This window comes from Arthrobacter sp. StoSoilB20 (assembly GCF_019977295.1).
Lineage (GTDB): Bacteria > Actinomycetota > Actinomycetes > Actinomycetales > Micrococcaceae > Arthrobacter > Arthrobacter nicotinovorans_A.
The window spans coordinates 4,660,608-4,676,212 of record NZ_AP024651.1 but is presented as its reverse complement, the minus strand read 5'-3'; the positions used below and the strand labels follow the sequence as shown (position 1 = coordinate 4,676,212).

At 63.7% G+C, this 15,605-nt stretch carries 14 protein-coding genes; 10 read left to right on the top strand and 4 right to left on the bottom strand.

The features are described 5' to 3' along the window. The 7 genes from LDN85_RS21355 (at position 1) to LDN85_RS21325 (ending at position 5,051) form a co-directional block, all read left to right on the top strand. Complete coding sequence (locus LDN85_RS21355) at positions 1-909, top strand: MurR/RpiR family transcriptional regulator (protein ID WP_026547738.1); 909 nt, start codon at positions 1-3, stop codon at positions 907-909. Between the two features lie 78 nt (positions 910-987). After that, a complete protein-coding gene (locus LDN85_RS21350) occupies positions 988-1,524 on the top strand; it encodes a GNAT family N-acetyltransferase (protein ID WP_026547737.1) in 537 nt (178 codons plus the stop codon). A 51-nt stretch (positions 1,525-1,575) separates the two neighbouring features. Continuing rightward, the gene (locus LDN85_RS21345; protein WP_026547736.1) at positions 1,576-2,034 is read left to right on the top strand and encodes a hypothetical protein; all 459 of its coding nucleotides are present in this window, start codon (positions 1,576-1,578) and stop codon (positions 2,032-2,034) included. Continuing rightward, the gene (locus tag LDN85_RS21340) at positions 2,031-2,708 is read left to right on the top strand and encodes a hypothetical protein (protein ID WP_026547735.1); all 678 of its coding nucleotides are present in this window, start codon (positions 2,031-2,033) and stop codon (positions 2,706-2,708) included. The genes LDN85_RS21345 and LDN85_RS21340 overlap by 4 nt, the downstream gene beginning before the upstream one ends. A gap of 79 nt (positions 2,709-2,787) precedes the next feature. Further along, entirely contained in the window at positions 2,788-3,723 is a 936-nt protein-coding gene (gene ppk2, locus LDN85_RS21335; RefSeq protein ID WP_043433022.1) for a polyphosphate kinase 2, read from the top strand. A 58-nt stretch (positions 3,724-3,781) separates the two neighbouring features. Beyond that, complete coding sequence (locus LDN85_RS21330; protein WP_081733321.1) at positions 3,782-4,312, top strand: RNA polymerase sigma factor; 531 nt, start codon at positions 3,782-3,784, stop codon at positions 4,310-4,312. Next, positions 4,305-5,051, top strand: a complete 747-nt coding sequence (locus tag LDN85_RS21325) for a hypothetical protein (protein ID WP_051420912.1) — start codon at positions 4,305-4,307, stop codon at positions 5,049-5,051. Before LDN85_RS21330 ends, LDN85_RS21325 begins: the two co-directional genes overlap by 8 nt. 49 nt (positions 5,052-5,100) lie before the next feature. Here the strand turns inward: LDN85_RS21325 and treS are convergent, their stop codons facing one another. Continuing rightward, positions 5,101-7,392, bottom strand: a complete 2,292-nt coding sequence (treS, locus tag LDN85_RS21320) for a maltose alpha-D-glucosyltransferase (protein WP_223944240.1) — start codon at positions 7,390-7,392, stop codon at positions 5,101-5,103. Between the two features lie 353 nt (positions 7,393-7,745). Here treS and LDN85_RS21315 point away from each other — a divergent pair, with 353 nt between their 5' ends. From LDN85_RS21315 to LDN85_RS21305, 3 genes are all read left to right on the top strand, one after another. Beyond that, positions 7,746-8,720: an NAD-dependent epimerase/dehydratase family protein gene (locus LDN85_RS21315; RefSeq protein WP_223944238.1), complete on the top strand. Its 975-nt coding sequence runs from the start codon at positions 7,746-7,748 to the stop codon at positions 8,718-8,720. 56 nt (positions 8,721-8,776) lie between these two features. After that, complete coding sequence (locus LDN85_RS21310; RefSeq protein ID WP_223944236.1) at positions 8,777-10,081, top strand: LssY C-terminal domain-containing protein; 1,305 nt, start codon at positions 8,777-8,779, stop codon at positions 10,079-10,081. A gap of 186 nt (positions 10,082-10,267) precedes the next feature. After that, positions 10,268-11,191: an AEC family transporter gene (locus LDN85_RS21305; RefSeq protein WP_223944235.1), complete on the top strand. Its 924-nt coding sequence runs from the start codon at positions 10,268-10,270 to the stop codon at positions 11,189-11,191. 516 nt (positions 11,192-11,707) lie between these two features. Here LDN85_RS21305 and LDN85_RS21300 read toward each other — a convergent pair. Genes LDN85_RS21300 through LDN85_RS21290 form a run of 3 tightly spaced genes read right to left on the bottom strand, consistent with a single transcriptional unit; the run spans position 11,708 to position 15,588 of the window. Then, positions 11,708-12,214, bottom strand: coding sequence for a universal stress protein (locus tag LDN85_RS21300; protein ID WP_091553515.1), 507 nt, complete (start codon positions 12,212-12,214; stop codon positions 11,708-11,710). Positions 12,215-12,272: 58 nt separating this feature from the next. Continuing rightward, positions 12,273-12,614, bottom strand: coding sequence for a CU044_2847 family protein (locus LDN85_RS21295; RefSeq protein ID WP_026541119.1), 342 nt, complete (start codon positions 12,612-12,614; stop codon positions 12,273-12,275). Beyond that, complete coding sequence (locus LDN85_RS21290) at positions 12,598-15,588, bottom strand: CHAT domain-containing protein (RefSeq protein WP_223944233.1); 2,991 nt, start codon at positions 15,586-15,588, stop codon at positions 12,598-12,600. Before LDN85_RS21290 ends, LDN85_RS21295 begins: the two co-directional genes overlap by 17 nt. Between the last annotated feature and the right edge of the window lie 17 nt (positions 15,589-15,605).

Sequence of the window (15,605 nt, the reverse complement as noted above, 5' to 3'; positions counted from 1 at the left end):
ATGGAAGAGGCACCGAACGTGCAGTTGTCGCGGACCGTTTTGGTGCGGATACGCTCCGCATTGCCCTCCCTGCGCCCTTCCGAGCGCGCCGTCGCAGAGTTGGTGCTCGCTGATCCTTCCCGGGCCGCCATGATGTCAATCGCTGATCTCGCTGAACAGGGCGGAACATCCACCACGTCCGTTGTGCGCTTCTACAAAAAAGTGGGCTACAGCGGGTATTCCGATCTGCGCCTGGACCTCGCCCGGGAAACCGCTCGCGAAAGCCTCGCCAACAGCGTCCCGGCGGGAGTCTACGAGGACATCAACACGTCCGATTCGCTGCGGGATATCGTCTCCAAGATCGCCTTCAACGAGACCATGTCCATCGCCGACACGGCACAAGTGCTCGACGTCGACCACCTCGCCCAGGCTGTGAAGGCCATCTCCGCTTCGCGGAAGACCGACATCTTCGGCGTTGGGGCAGGAGGCCTGGTGGGCGAGGACCTGCAGCAGAAACTGCACAGGATCGGCCGGACGTCCTTTGCTTGGTCTGACCCGCATGCGGCGCTGGCCTCTGCGGCGCTTTTGGACCACGACGGCGTTGCTGTCGCCGTCTCCCATTCGGGCACCACCGTGGACACGGTGGACTTCCTCGCGGCAGCGAAGGCGGCAGGGGCAACCACTATCGCGGTCACCAATCACGCCGACTCGGCGTTGGGGCGCGCGGCGGATATTGTGCTGAATACCGCCGCACGCGAGACGCCCTTCAGGTCCGGGGCCATGGGCAGCCGCATCGCCCAGATGATGGTGGTGGACTGCCTCTTCGTGGGAGTCGCCCAGCATTCCTATGACGCCTCGGTTTCGGCGCTCCAGAAGACCCATGCCGCGGTCCAGGGCCGGAAATTGCCCCGGGGTTCGACGCAGGCGTAGGCCTGTTGCCGGGCGAATGTTCTGCAGGACCAATCAGCTGTCCCGGGACGAGTTTGCGCGCCGGGGTAGGGTCGAGGGATGTTGACGCTTGTTGCCCCGGACGTTTCCTTCTACGAGTCATTCATCGAGTCCCACCGCGAATGGGATGGCACGCATCAGGATGGTGCCGGGCTGTTTGCCGGCGATGACATCAGCACGGCGGAAGGTTTCGCTGCATGGGTGGATAAGTTGCTTGAGGCTGAACATGCCGAAGAAGTGAACGGCATCGTCCCCTGCACTTATCGCTGGATAACTGATGGCTCACGGTATGTGGGGGCCATCGCCTTCCGTCACTACTTGACACCGGCCCTGCTGAACTCGGGCGGACATATTGGGTACGGCGTGCGTCCTTCCGATCGTGGCCGTGGGGCAGCAACCTGGGCTTTGCGGGAAGTATGTGCCGGGCTGGCAGCCGGGGGAGGGCCCGGGCGGGTCCTCTTGACCTGTGATGACAGCAATGCGGCGTCCGCCAGGACCATCGAGCGCAACGGCGGCCAGCTCGAAGACGTTCGCTTGGATGAGGAAGGCCAGCGCTTCAGGCGCTACTGGATTGAGCTCGCCACTGCCGGGCAGTGAATTTGTCACCCGGGGGTTGACGGGCTTCTTAAGTGCGGGCACCATGGACGCATGGTCAGTCAACCCGGGGGTGACAGCTTAACTTCGCCAGGCGCTGATCCGCAGTGGCAGCAGGTGCTCACCCATCGTGCAGCCGACGACGGCTCCCGTGAAGCAGCAGCCAACAGGTTTGCAGAACGGGGGATCACCCCGGAGCAGGTGCGCTCCGTCTTGAACGATGGCGGCGATGCCATATACGCGGCTGCCGCAGCGGGCAGTCCTGGTTGGGCAGAAGCATTCGGCGGGCCTTTGGCCGTGGCCCTGCTGTCCGCGGAAGTCAGTGCCTTTGCCGCACATTTGAATTCCAGGGCGTCCGGAGTCAGGTCAGCGGCTGTCGCTGAGCTCCTGGATGAATACAGCGCCGTCACCGTGGCCGGAGAGCTCGGAGTGGCGCGCCAGAAGGTATACGAAATTGCACGGGCAGGTCTTCGTCCGCCCTACATTGAGAAGGTCCCTTGGAGGACACAATGAATCCGATCGAAGAGAAGGTCCAATTACCGGACCCGCAAACCCACTTTCTGGTCCATCCACTTGACCTGCCGGCAGCCCGCAAGGAGTTCCTGCTGGGCTGGTGGTTGGGCGTCTTCGCCACACCCCAGGTCTACACGGCGCTCCTAGCCTTCTTCTGGGCAGTCAGCAACAACTACGTCACACCCGTGCTGGTCCCGCTCGTTCTGGTGGTGATTGCGGGGTGGGTCGGTTCCAGGCTCACCCGCGGCGCCTGGGACTACATTCCACGGAAACGGCATGACCGGCAGCGGCGGTTGCCTGGCCTGAGGATCAGCGCAGCGCTCGTCACCTCGATGGCACTCCTTGCCGGGCTGGTGGTTTTCATGCTCTGGGCTTCCGGGCAGGACTTCGTCCCCGGCTTCAGCGCGTACCCCTTGGGAATGGGTGCGGCCATTGTGCTGATCATGGTCTTGGAGTTGGTGGTCAAGCTTGTCCGCCGCAGGACGCTGGAGATTGTTCCCCAGGTCCTGAGCACGGTTGTAGTGGCGATCGCCCTGTGCCTGGGATTCGTCCTCCTTCCGCCGGGGGATGCCCCTGGTGTCCCGGAGATGCTGCCCGGTGCCGCCATCCTTGTGGGCGTCTGGTTGATCTGGCTGCTTTTCACCACAACGGAGTCCCGCCGCAACCACGATTGATGGCCTGCAATTCTGTTCACGTTCCCGTCACCAGTCATTGCTAGGCTCCGGGCACTACACGGCTGACCAGGAGGACCGCATGACGGAGGCAAACGCACTATCCACTTCTTTGGACAATTGGTGGGTCAGGGACAACCTGAGGGAGACCATCGATCACTTAGTGGAGCTGGGCTACACCATCAGCGGCGGGCAGGGGGAAGACCCCGACCTGATCGACCCCGGTGGATCGGCGGTGGAGACCTGGAACGAGGATTATCCCTACGAACAGCGGATGACGCGGGACGAGTACGAGATCGAGAAGTACCGGCTCCAGATCGAGCTGCTGAAATTCCAGTACTGGGGCCAGGATCGCGGACTCAAGCATGTGATCGTGTTCGAAGGCAGGGACGCGGCAGGCAAGGGCGGCACCATCAAGCGTTTCACGGAGCATCTGGATCCGCGCTCCGCCCGGACTGTGGCGCTTGCCAAGCCGTCGGACCGCGAGCAGGGCCAGTGGTATTTCCAGCGCTATATCCAGCACCTTCCCACGGCCGGCGAGATCGTCATGTTCGACCGCTCCTGGTACAACCGGGCCAACGTGGAGAAAGTCATGGGCTTCTGCACCGATGACGAATACCGCACCTTCATGGGGCAGGCGCCGGTCTTCGAAAAGATGCTGGTGGACGCCGGTATCCACGTGACCAAGTTCTGGTTTTCCGTTACCAGGCAGGAGCAGCGCACCCGTTTCGCCATCCGCCAGATCGATCCCGTCCGCCGCTGGAAGCTCTCGCCCATGGACCTTGCGTCATTGGACCGCTGGGAAGAGTACACCGACGCCAAGGAACAGACCTTCCTGCACACGGACTCGGACCACGCACCGTGGATCACCATCAAATCCAACGACAAGAAGCGCGCCCGCATCAACGCCATGCGCTATTTCCTCAATCAGTTCGAGTATGAGGACAAGGACACTTCCGTGGTCTACGACGCCGATCCGCTGATCCTCCGCCGTGGCCGCGACGCCGTAGGCGACTAACCTCGGGCCTTTTCCGGAAGTTGGTTACATTCTTCCTACGGCCGGACATTAACGGGGTATGAGCTTGCAAATGGAGCAGGGGGATCGTGTGGAGCCAGCCAGGCAGAAGCATTTCCTGGCGGCACACGCGGCGTGCCACGACAAGGTGTACCGCTATTTCCGGCGTCGAACCGACGGTGCGTCGACGGCGGAGGACCTCACCGCCGACGTTTTCCGGATCGCTTGGGAAAAGTCCCGTCAGGACCAGGAACTCTCCGTCCTCGTGGTGTTCGGAATTGCCCGGAACGTCCTCCGTAACCACTACCGTTCAGCCGTTCGCTCCCACAACCTCACGCAGCAACTGGAGCGGCAGCGAACCCACGAGCTGGGTACGGACGACGGCGAGGTGAGGGAAGCGCTGGACCGGCTCAGACCGGAGGAACGCGAGGTCCTTCTCCTGACGTACTGGGATGGATTCAGTTCTGCCGAGGTTTCCGACCTGCTCGATGTCACGGCCACAGCGGTCAGGATGCGGCTACACAGGGCGCGGAAAGAGCTCAGCAAACTGCTTCGGACGGACCACACCACGGAGGATCCCCGCAATGCGTAACAACGAAACGTCTACCCTGGACCGCCTGGCTTCTGCCGATCCCGCCTTGACGGTAACAGAGGATGAACTGGCCCGGAGCCGGGAGAAGAGCCTGGCCGTCATGCGCACCGATGCAGAGCAGCTTTCTGTCGGGGGCTTCGTAGAAGATCTCCACCGACGCTCGCCCAAGGGACGCCGCCTCCGGGTGCTGGCCGGTGCAGGGTTGGCGGCCGCGGCAGCAGCAGTTGTTCTGGGTGTGGTCCTGACGTCCTCCATGCCGGCTCCCCCCAACGAGCAAGCTGCGCCGGCTGCAACGCAGTCCGGTACTGTTCAGGAGGACGCGTCGAACCCGCCAGGCCTTTCGCCCCTGCCGGAGATTACGGGGCTCAAAGATGCGACGGGGAACGCCAGGATTATTACCGGTGGCAACGGCAATAAGGCGGCTGTTTCCACGGACGAAGACGTAAACGTCTTCATGGAAGCGCTCGCCACGGGAACCTTGGGACTGAGCAGCGGCGGCTGCATAGTCAGCAACCCAGGGGACGGAAAATTCCATGGACTGATCTTCCCCTTCGGAACCAAAGTCACTAACGAGGGGGTTGTGCTGCCGGACGGCGTGGCGTTCAACATCGGCGATGAATTCTCGTTCGGCGGTGGCGGCACTCCCGAGGGCCTGCCGCCCAACGAGTGCCTTCCATCAGGCGGCGGTTTCCTGGTTCAGTCCTGGCGCGATGCCCCGGTTTCGACGCAGCCTGAATAACACCAAACCGCGACGTCGGCACTCACCGTGAGTGCCGACGTCGTGCGTTCTATTCGGCGGACTCTTCCTCCACAACAGGGTCCTTCAACAGCAGCGCCGTGCCTTGGAACGGCCCGAGCTGGAGGAAGAAGCTGCACAGATCATCCACCTGGCCGACGTCCTCGCCGCTGAACAGGTCATGCACGGCAGCTCCCGGAACGAGGTGTGAGGACTGGATGCTGCCGGCGATGTCCTGGTCCGAGAAGTTCAGCACGGTGACCTGGAGTGCTCCGTCGGCGAGCTGGTTGACCAACACCAGCAGCCCCCGGTTGGAGACCTCGGGCACGTCCAGCAAGGTGCTGGTGGCGATGCCCGACTCCTCCCGCACTGTGAGGATCTGCTGGAGCCGACGTGCGTAGGAGCTTGGATCGTTGAGCTGCTCAGGCAACGAGCCGTAGAGGCTGCGGGCCCGGGCCATGCCTGCCAGCGAGGTCTTCGCTTCGGGGCTGGTTCCCATGAGGTCGTGGGCGCCGCGGTTGATCCAGCGGGTGTCACCCTGCGACGTCAGCTCCTTGACGGTCTCGCGGTCCAGGGCCGTGATGCCGGTGAGGTCCCAGCCGGAGAGCGCGAAGACGCCCGGCTGCAGCGCGTTATACATGGACAACAGCACGTGGGCATCCCGTACCTGGGCTTCCTGCTCGGGGGTGATGGCGTCCTGGTCCGTGATACCCAGCGCGGCCGTGATGAAGCTGACCGTGGTGCAGGCGATGCCGTTTGTGGTGAAGAGTGCGTTGTACGGGCCGTTCGCGCCCGTGAGGCGTTCCCGCAGGGTTTCCTGCACCTTCTCGGCAACTTCGGCGCCGGTCAGTTCTTCGCCGCCCAGCTCAAAAATGTCCTCCCTGTGGCCGGCTGCGAAGTGCAGCAACTCGTAGGTGAGCTCGTCGTGGTTCTGGAGGGCATGGACCAGGGAAGCCTGGTCCACCCCGATCTCCATGGAGAGGCGCAGGGTCAAACGCAGGAATTCGGTATCTCCGGTGACGAAGGCGTAGTGGTACGCGGGCCGGGTGATGAAGTCGTACGAGAGGTCGGGCCCGGACTCCGACTGGGCTTTGATGTCATCAATGGTGAGGTTCAGTTCCTGGAAGGAGAACCCGCCCACTTTACGGATCATGGACCCGATCAGCTGGTTTGCGGCCTCCGACAACGGGTGGCCCTCCGACCAGCCCGGCTCCTCCTCCGCACTCTTTTCGACGCCGAGGAATCCGTTGGCATCGAGCCGCAACGCACCGGTGCCGAGGTCCAGCAGCGAGTGCAAGGCGTCGCCGACAACCAGGCGCATGCCTGCGAAGGTTGGGTCCAGCCAGTTGATGGAAGGCTGTCCGGACTTGAAGTAGTGGAGGTAGACCCAGCGGCGGGTCTTTCCGGTGGTGTCGATGATTGGCTTGGTGGCGCTCCAGTTGGTTTCCTTCACGCCGGGTTCATAGAAAATGACCCGCTGCAGCCGCCCGATGATGTAGCCCGCCTTCTGCAGGGCTTCCTCGGCAGCCGGGCTGATGTTCACCGAGTCCGCGCCCTCGGGGACGTCCGGCAACAGGTGCCAGTCTTCCTCGGGGATGTCCACCATGTGGTAGATCCCCGGGTAGTCGCGGAAGTTCATCTCAGCCAGCCGGAAGTCGGCACCCTTGCCGGTGTGCCCCGGGACGATGTCGTCAATGATGGTTCCGCCGTGCTTGTTGGCGACCTCGCACATTTGGCGGAACTCTTCTTCGGTGCCGAACGCGGGATCGATCGCCATGGAGATGCGGTCAAAATGCCCGTCCACGCTGGGAGTCTGCGACCAGCCACGGATGCCGCCGGCCAGCTTCACCGGGCCTGTGTGCAAACCGCGAATGCCGATCTTGCTGAACGCATCCCAAAGCTCGGGATCACCCAGCGCCGAGAGGAAGGACTGGCCATCCTTGGTGATGAAGGACAACGGGTAGGCCGTGAACCAGACAGGTGCGCGCTCCACGGCAGCGCGGGGGTTGGGCCTGGCATAGGAGTTCTGCCACATGCTCGCCTGGCCGGAAAGCTGCCGGGCCATGGTGTTGGCGTCCCCCAGCATGGACTGGTTCCGGAGCCAATCCACATAGGTGGAGTTCAGGCCGTCGAATTCAAGGGAAGGGCGGGCCGCGAAAAATTGCCGCCTGCGGGCAATGGGCCTCAGCGCCTTGGGGCGGGCCGGGTAGAACTGCTCGTCGAAAGTGATTTCCGCCGGTTCGCTCACGCTTTCATCGGGCGTTTCCTGTGGCGTTTCCTCCGAATTTTCTTCCGGAGTTCCGCTGGTTTCTGACACGCTCTCGCTGACTGCAGGCTCCCGCACAGTTTTCTCCTTTACGTGGTCGCCGCGTCAACGCCGACCGTCCGAGGGGGTCGTTCAAGAGGTCACGTACCCGGGCTGCCCCGGACTATTCATGCTAGTCACGTTGGCCTGCGGTTTGTCGAACCCGCGAACAAGTAAGTCTCGTTATTATTCAGCGGCTTGACGTTCAGTGCTTGGAGGCCAACTGCAAAGAAGCCCGACGTCGGCACCCGGGTGAGTGCCGACGTCGGGCTTCAAAGGGTGCTTTTTGCTGTTCTTTAGAAGGACCGCCACTCCACTTTCCAGGAACTGCGTTCGGCCCTACCGAAAGGCCCTCACCTGCCAGTACCGTGGCTCGTGGAGATCGGAGAACAATGAAAATCGTGGTGATCGGTGGCAGCGGCCATATCGGGTCCTTCCTTGTACCCAGGCTCGTGCGGGCCGGGCATGAAGTCATCAATATCAGCCGCGGGACCGGCAATTCCTATATTGCTGCGCCTGAATGGCAGCAGGTCCGCCAGGTAACCGCGGACCGGGAGCAAGAGGACCGGGAGGGCAGCTTTGGCGACCGGGTAGCGCAACTGGGTGCCGACGTCGTGGTTGACCTCATTTGCTTCACGCCCGAATCTGCCAGCGCGCTGCTTGGACGCCTGCGCGGCGGGACCGGCCATCTGCTGCATTGCGGCTCCATTTGGCGCTACGGCATCAGCCTGAAGTTGCCCCTTGTGGAAGGCGCGGACTCCGCTGCAGAGCCCCTGGATGAGTATGGGATCCGGAAGCGGGACATTGCACGCCTGCTCAAGGAAGAGACGGCAGCGGGCGGGTTGGCCACCACGTCGATTCATCCCGGGCACATCGTGGGTCCCGGATGGCAGCCGATCGGGCCGTTGGGAAACCTGGACCCGGGAGTGTGGAAGACGATTGCCGCAGGGCACGCACTCCAGGTTCCGGGGAACGGCACCGAGTTGATGCACCACGTCCACGCCGACGACGTCGCCCAGGCCTTCGAGAAAGCCATCCTGAACCGGGAATCGGCTGCCGGGGAAGATTTCAACATTGTTGCCCCCACCGCGTTGACGGTTCGGGGTTACGTGGGCATGGCGGCATCGTGGTTTGGCCAGGAGCCTCGTATGGAAACGGTGGGCTGGGAGGAGTTCCGCCGGAGCACCACTGCGGAAGCTGCCGATATCAGCTGGGCCCACCTGTCCCGCAACCACTGCGTGAGCATCCAAAAGGCTGTATCGATGATCGGGTACGCGCCGCGCTACGAACCCGAGAAGGCAATCCTGGAATCCCTGCAGTGGCTTATCGCCCACGGCCAGCTCGACGTACCGAAACTGCGGGCCTAAGCCTGTACAACTGCCACCCGAAGTCCCAAGCTTAAGGGGCCACAGGGGGGAGCTTCATGGACACAGCGCCGAACAAGGACGCCACGGACAGCAGGCTCGACCACGGGTTCTTCGTCCTCGGTGGAGCCGCCACGGTATGGCTGGCATTCCTGCTGGTGGGCGAAAGCTTCCATCTGGGGTGGGGCCAACTGTGGTTCTCCTTCGTATTCTGGGCATTCCTTGCCTACCTGCTGTTGCCGCGGCTGCACCGGATCCTGACCACCATTTACGTTCCCGGGTATTTCATTGGCCGCGCCCGGACCAGCGACGGGCTGCTGGGTGACCCCGTCAACGTCGCATTGCTGGGGGCCGAACCCCAAGTCCATGCGATCATGAGGTCCGCCGGGTGGACCCTGGCCGACGACGTCACCTTCGCCAGCAGCCGGCGCATCGTCAGTTCCACCATCTTCCGGCAGAGCTATACCGAGGCTCCGGTCAGCCCGTTGTATCTCTTCGACCGGCAGCAGGACTTTGCCTACCAGCAAGAGGTCAACAACACCCCCGGCAAACGCCACCACGTCCGCTTTTGGCGATGCCCTGAAGGGTGGCTCCTTCCAGGCGGGCACCAAGTGGACTGGCTCGCCGCCGGAACATACGACCGCAGTGTCGGCTTCTCGCTCTTCACCTTGCAGATCACGCACAAAATCGAGCAGAACACGGACGTGGAGCGGGACCACGTCGTTTCCACCGTGTCGGCTGCCGAATCCAGCGTCTCCGTGCACGTCATCAAGGACTTTTCCACCGGCTACCACACGCGCAACGGCGGCGGTGATTCCATTTCAACCGACGGCGACCTACCCATTGTCGATGCCCGAAGCGTCTCCGTCCCCGCCGACCAGCCGCCCAGCCGGACCGACAGCCGTGACCGGCGTCCGGCACCCATCGTGACCGGTGCGGTCCTGGTTGCCATCCGGGCCATAGCCGCTTTTACGTTGGCGATGACACTGCTGACGTCAGGCGGCGACATTGGCCTTGAAGATGTCGTCCTGGATGCGGAAACCACGACGTCGGTAATCGTCACCATGGCGGTCATCGTCCTGCTGTTCGGACTTGGCGAGGTTTTCCTGGCCTGGCGGATCTTCCTTGGCAGCAATGGGGCCCGGGTGATCGCCATGGCTTTGAGCTCCATCTCGATCCTGGTGCAGGCCGTCGACTATTCCACCGGGACTGCCAACCTCACCCTGGAAGCCGGCCTCTCCGGCCTGGCTTCGGACATCCTCGTCCTCTTGGCGTTGTCCAGCCAGCGGGCCAGGGTCTATGCCAAGCGGCAGCGCGTCCCGGCCGTTCCTGCGTCTGTAGTGGTTCGGCGTGTGCCTTCCTGACCTTCTTTGAGTGTTGGTTCGGCCTGACACGCCTTCCTTTGTGGCGTGTCGAGGTGGTTTCGGATCCAAAGTGGGTGGTGACAACGCGTGGCAGCCCCGCCGTTTCCTGCCCGATAGGGTTAATCCGTTCCCAGCCAGCCTGCGTCACCAGCCGGGCCTCCAGAGTTACGGATTAAGGAAAACGGTGTGGACGGAGTCCTTCAAGGTTTCTTTGTGGTCAGCGTGGTGCTGCTCATTGGCTACATCCTTGGCAGGACCAAGGCACTGGGTCCCGAGGGCAGCAAGGTTCTCTCGACGCTGACTTTCATGGTGGGGCTGCCCTGCCTGATGTTTTCGGCGATTGCCTCGCGCCATATTTCAGATGTCCTCAGTGCCACGGGCCTGATTTCGGTGGTCACCGCGGTGGCGGTCATGCTCGTGTTTACCGTGGCTGGCCTCATTTGCCGCTGGGGTGTCCGGCGGACCACTATCGGCGCGCTGTCCGTGGGAATCGTGAACTCCACCAATTTGGGGGTGCCGTTGTCCTTGTATATCCTCGGCAGCGCCACGTACGTCACGCCCATCATGCTGTTTCAGCTGGCCATCGTGACACCCATCGCCTTGACCATCCTCGACCTCACAGATCCCGCGGGCAAACATGTCTCCGTCTGGCGCGTGCTGTCCATCCCGTTCCGCAACCCTGTCACCGTGGCAGCAATTCTCGGGGTGGGCGTGAGCGCTTTGGGCATCGAAGTGCCCTCGCTCATCCTCGACCCCCTGTCGCTTGTGGCCCAGTTGGCTGTGCCGCTGATGTTGATCATCTTCGGCATGTCCCTGCACGGGCTCTCCGTCCGGCCCGGCATCGGCGATCGGGCGCCCACCACTGTGGCCGTGATCCTCAAATCTGCTGTTCAGCCAGCGCTTGCCTGGATCCTGGCGGCATTCATGTTCCATCTGGACCCGTTCAGCACGTTCGTGGTCACCGCCTGCGCCATCCTTCCCACCGGCCAAAACGTGGTGCTCTACGCGGTCCGGTACGGCGTGGGCCAGGGCATTGCCCAATCCACGGCGGTGTTCACCAGCATCCTGGCCGTGCCGCTGCTTCTTGGGGCAGCGTGGCTGTTCGGCTGAGCCGTTGTGATTTCCCATCCGCGTTGGAGTCGGCGCTCACGCCGTGGAAGCTCCGTTTCCAAAAGTAGGCCTTGCCGTCGCCACCCACTTTGAATCGGCTGACGGCTGGACACGCTGGTGCGGTGGGCGTGTTGCCGTTCTCGGAGATCCAAAGCGGGTGGCGACGGTACGCGGCCTGAAGCCGCCACCCGTTGAAGGCCGCCCCCATAAGGCTCGACGACGGCACTCACCATTAGCGCCGCCGTCGTCCGTCAGCGTGGGAGGTGAGAGAGCGTCCGGCTGAAGGGGAGGGGATGTGAGAGAGCGCTGGCCGGGAGGGGAGGGGATGTGGAAGAGCGTCCGGCTGAAGGGGAGGGGATGTGAGAGAAGGTTGCTTAAACAAAAGAGCTCCGGAGTGCGTTATTGGGGGATACGCACTCCGGAGCGGCCTTTGAGCAGGGGCTTTCGCTACCCTGCAGTAATCACTCTACGTTGCCCGCAACCCCTTCGCCACCACCTCGAATAACTACTTTCGCTTTAGTTTCCATGGGGAGCTTCCGGCCGCTTTTTCTGGGGCACAATCAGCACCGGCCGACGTTGGTGATGGCTCAACCAAGCGGCCACGGAGCCGTTGAGGGCCTCGGAAATCCGGTGGCCAAACCCGGGCTCGGGTGTTCCCACAATGATCATGGAAGCGTTGATATCAGCGGCAAGCCTGCCCAGTGCCCGTGCCGGATCTCCCGCCAGCAGACGCAACGTCCACTCGGCGGTGCCGCCGTCCATCGCTTCCGCGATCGCTTTGCCGAGGTCACCCCGGACGGCTTCGACGTCGGCGTTGTCCTTCTCAGGGTGCAGCGACATCCGGTGTGTCTCCCGCGAGGGGTCCCACTCAACGAGGTAGCTGGCCTCGTCCACATAGGCGCACACCAACGGCACGCCGAGCCGCTCGGCCAACGTCCGGGCGGTCTGCAGGACCTCCACGTGCTGGTCCGGAAGAACTCCCACCACCAGGGGAATCGGTCCGCTGAAATCTTCCACAGCCATACCCTTATTGTTGCGCCGGGGTGCCCCAATGAACAGGCTGTTCAGAGGCGTAGGGGCATCAGGTTTCCGTCGGCTTGTTCCACGTCAGTCGCACCTTGAAGTTCGATGCCGTACTCGCCGAAGCGATGAACGCACCCGCCTCGGCATGGAGGTCTATCCCGAATTCCACGCTTACCTCATCCGGACGGTTTTCCAGGCTCAGAAGCTCATCGATCACCCCTTGGACCGCTGGGCGCACATGGGCCAGGGCCCGCTCAAAGGTCTGCTGGGCCCGGGCAAAGACCCCCGAATGGTCCCCGGCGTGATCCCCGCCCCTTGTTACCAGGCTCCCCGCGGCGTTAGCGACCTCCACAACTACCGTGCCGCCGTCGTCGGTAGTGAATTCAACCAACCTGCTCATGTTCCTGTCCCTTCTCCGCTGCGGCAAGGCGGCGGGCCGCCACCACCAGTCCGACCCCCGCTGCACAAACAACCACAAGCTGAATCAACACAAAGTACGCATGCGTCCGGTACCAGGATTCAAGGAAGACTCCCTTGTCCTGCACCCACACCAGCGGGACTGTCACCGTGGGCCACATGAGCAGCCATCCGAACGGCGTGGAGGTGCGGGACCTCAAGGCCAGGATTCCCGCCCACGCGCCCAGGCCCGCATGCACAAAGCTGGCAACGACGGCGGTGGCGTCCACCGTTTCGTTGAGTCCGGAAAGCCCAAAAACAGCCCCGGAAACCACCACGCCCACCATCGCCACCCTGCCGGCGGCGGTGCGGTCGGGAAGTCCCGCCAACGCCAACAGCACGTACCCCAGGGGTGCCACCAGGCCGTAGACGACGCGGAGGGACCCATCGCCCCCGCTCTCGTACCAATAGTTGTCGTCCAGCCAGAGGAAGTAGACCGCGAAGCATGCGCCAAGGCCGCCGGCCACCACCAGTGCGACACCTCCCCACAACAGCGGCATCCACCGGGGTGTCGTCAGCCCGTCTCCGGGGACCGCCACGGAAGGGCTTGGTGTTGGGGCGGCGGTTATCGACGGTTCGCCTCTTGAAACGCCGGCGTTCGACGGCGGGATGGCAGCGGGTGCCTCGGCCTTGGATGTGGATGTGGCTGGGTGCGTTGTGGCTGGGGGTGCGCTGACCTCGCCCGCGGTGGCGGAGGGGGCCGGGCCTGTTGCGGATGGGGCTATTGTCCGGCCGGAGCCTTTCAATGGGCGACGGGCTTGACCCGGGTCCGTTGAGGGCGCGGTAAATGCCGCCGTTTTCCGTGCCGGCCGAACCGGGGGATCGGCTGCCGTGTACGAGCCCTCCGGCTTCCTTTCCCCGGACACCGCATCCATCCCGGTCCCGGCCACCTCAACGTTCGAAGGCTCCGTGGGCCTGGCTTTCTCCAGTTCTTCCCGGGCTGCCGTTGCGAGCCCGTCCGGATCTGCGGCGAGCGGATCCACGGTAGCCAGCTCTGCTGAAACGTCCAGCACCGCCTCCCAGGAGCCGAGGGAGGAATGGTATCGGAGCTCACCTTGCAGGTCCGAGATTCGTTGGCGGCGCTCGCAGTCCTGCCGTCGGGAGGCAGCGTCAGGGAATGCGGGGTGGTCCTGGACCGCGGCGAAGCCATCTGCTGCGGCCAGCCAATCTTCGGCCTCCTCAGCCTCCAGTGCTTCGCGATAAGTGCGATCCAGTTCCAGTCTTTGCCTCGCGTTGTCTCTCAGGGTTGTCGCGTCCCGGTACCCGGGCTCAAGCGTCAGGAGGTCTTCGAAGAGTTCCACGGCCTGTTCCAGTCGGCGGGCCCTCAACTCGGCGGAAGCTTGGACATACAGCGCCCTCAGTTGCGCCCGTTTCATGGCCTGCTCTTGGGCGGCCCGCGGTTGGGGCACTGGATTGGTATCTGCCTGCCCGTCGTTGGCCTGCCCGATATGGCCTTGCCCGGCGCTGGCCTGCGGCGAGTTGGCGCCGGGCTGTGTGCCTTGCCCGGGGCTGCCCGGTACCTGAGGAGATGCCCATGGTGCCGTTTGGGTCGGTAAACGGGGGTCCTTTACCGGGTCGGGCGGTGACGCCGTCGAACCTGCGTTGGCTGGTGCCGCAGCTTGGCCGCCCGGGGTGTTGGCCGCCGTCGAACCTGCGTCCGCTGGTGCCGCAGCTTGGCCGCCCGGGGTGCTGGCCGCCGTCGAACCTGCGTCGGTTGGTGCCGCAGCTTGGCCGGCCGGGGTGCTGGCCGCCGTCGAACTTTCAACGGACGCCCCGCTTCCAACCTGCGCCGTGCCTTCAACTGCCGCCGGAGTGCGCGGTGTTCCTTTCAACGTGAACAGTTGGGTGGTGCCGCCGCGGACGTAGAGGGCCGGGGTGACCCATTCGAGCGTTCCGTCGGGGCTGGCCATGACTGAGATCCTGCCGACGCGCGCCGCCTCATCCACGGTGCGGCCGTTGGCGATCGCGGCGTAGAAGCCGTGGGCGAAGGCGATGGCGGCGTAGTCGCTGATGGCGAACTGCATGGCAGCGACGGCGCCAATGCCGCTCCTGACCAGGGCCGACGCCGTCCCTGAGAAAAGGTCTGATTGGCCCATTTCCCCGGATGAGCAGGAGTTCAGCACCACCAACCTCGGGCGTGGCGCGGCGACGCTGAGCAGGGCCATCAACCTGACGGCGCGGACCATGGCTGCCCTGCCGTCGGGACCCACCAGGGCTATCCTGCCTTCGTCGGTTCGGGAGTCGTAGTCGCCGTGGCCCACAAAATGGACCACATGCCAAGGCCCGGCCAACAGCAAGGACTGCACATCATCCCAGGTCCCCGTTTTCGCCCAGACCAGCTCCACCCGGCCTTCGGAAACGGGGCCAGCCAAGGCCCGGGCCAAGTGTTCTTTCTCGGCAGCGACATCCAATGAGGGCAGGTCCCGCGGTGAGGCAACAATTCCCAGGATGCGCAGAGGGGGCTCCACATCCAAGGGATTCAGGTTGTAGTCCGGTGCGGGGATGTGGCGGAGGAGGGGCTCGGTCTGGCAGAGGTAGGTTTCAGTTTCGGGGTCGAACAAGGTCTCCCAGGGCATGGTGGCCAGTTCCGGCGCCGACAACCTTAGAACCACCCTGAGCTGCTGGCCGGCGTGCTGCGCGGCGCCCAGGCTGGCCCGGTACGTGCCGTAAACCTCGCGGGTGAACAGGGCCTGGAATAACTGTTGTCCCACTTCCCGGACGGCCATTTCAGCCACCGGCATGGTCCTTCGGGCAGCCACGGCAGAGGCCAGGACCGTGGCTTCAAGTTGGGGGAGCCGTTCCAGGATGCCATCCACGTCCAGGGTGAACGTGCCCGAAGCGTGGCCTCCCGCCGGTGCACGGACCACGTGCACCGCATATTCGCCGCGTCCAGAGCCGGCATCAATCTCCAGCTCCATGTCACAGTCCATGGCGG

Bases quoted from the DNA above. Each gene is read 5' to 3' on its own strand.
- LDN85_RS21355 (WP_026547738.1), top strand. From the start codon at position 1: ATGGAAGAGGCACCGAACGTGCAGTTGTCGCGGACCGTTTTGGTGCGG.
- LDN85_RS21350 (WP_026547737.1), top strand. From the start codon at position 988: ATGTTGACGCTTGTTGCCCCGGACGTTTCCTTCTACGAGTCATTCATC.
- LDN85_RS21345 (WP_026547736.1), top strand. From the start codon at position 1,576: ATGGTCAGTCAACCCGGGGGTGACAGCTTAACTTCGCCAGGCGCTGAT.
- LDN85_RS21340 (WP_026547735.1), top strand. From the start codon at position 2,031: ATGAATCCGATCGAAGAGAAGGTCCAATTACCGGACCCGCAAACCCAC.
- ppk2 (WP_043433022.1), top strand. From the start codon at position 2,788: ATGACGGAGGCAAACGCACTATCCACTTCTTTGGACAATTGGTGGGTC.
- LDN85_RS21330 (WP_081733321.1), top strand. From the start codon at position 3,782: ATGAGCTTGCAAATGGAGCAGGGGGATCGTGTGGAGCCAGCCAGGCAG.
- LDN85_RS21325 (WP_051420912.1), top strand. From the start codon at position 4,305: ATGCGTAACAACGAAACGTCTACCCTGGACCGCCTGGCTTCTGCCGAT.
- LDN85_RS21315 (WP_223944238.1), top strand. From the start codon at position 7,746: ATGAAAATCGTGGTGATCGGTGGCAGCGGCCATATCGGGTCCTTCCTT.
- LDN85_RS21310 (WP_223944236.1), top strand. From the start codon at position 8,777: ATGGACACAGCGCCGAACAAGGACGCCACGGACAGCAGGCTCGACCAC.
- LDN85_RS21300 (WP_091553515.1), bottom strand. From the start codon at position 12,214: ATGGCTGTGGAAGATTTCAGCGGACCGATTCCCCTGGTGGTGGGAGTT.
- LDN85_RS21295 (WP_026541119.1), bottom strand. From the start codon at position 12,614: ATGAGCAGGTTGGTTGAATTCACTACCGACGACGGCGGCACGGTAGTT.
- LDN85_RS21290 (WP_223944233.1), bottom strand. From the start codon at position 15,588: ATGGAGCTGGAGATTGATGCCGGCTCTGGACGCGGCGAATATGCGGTG.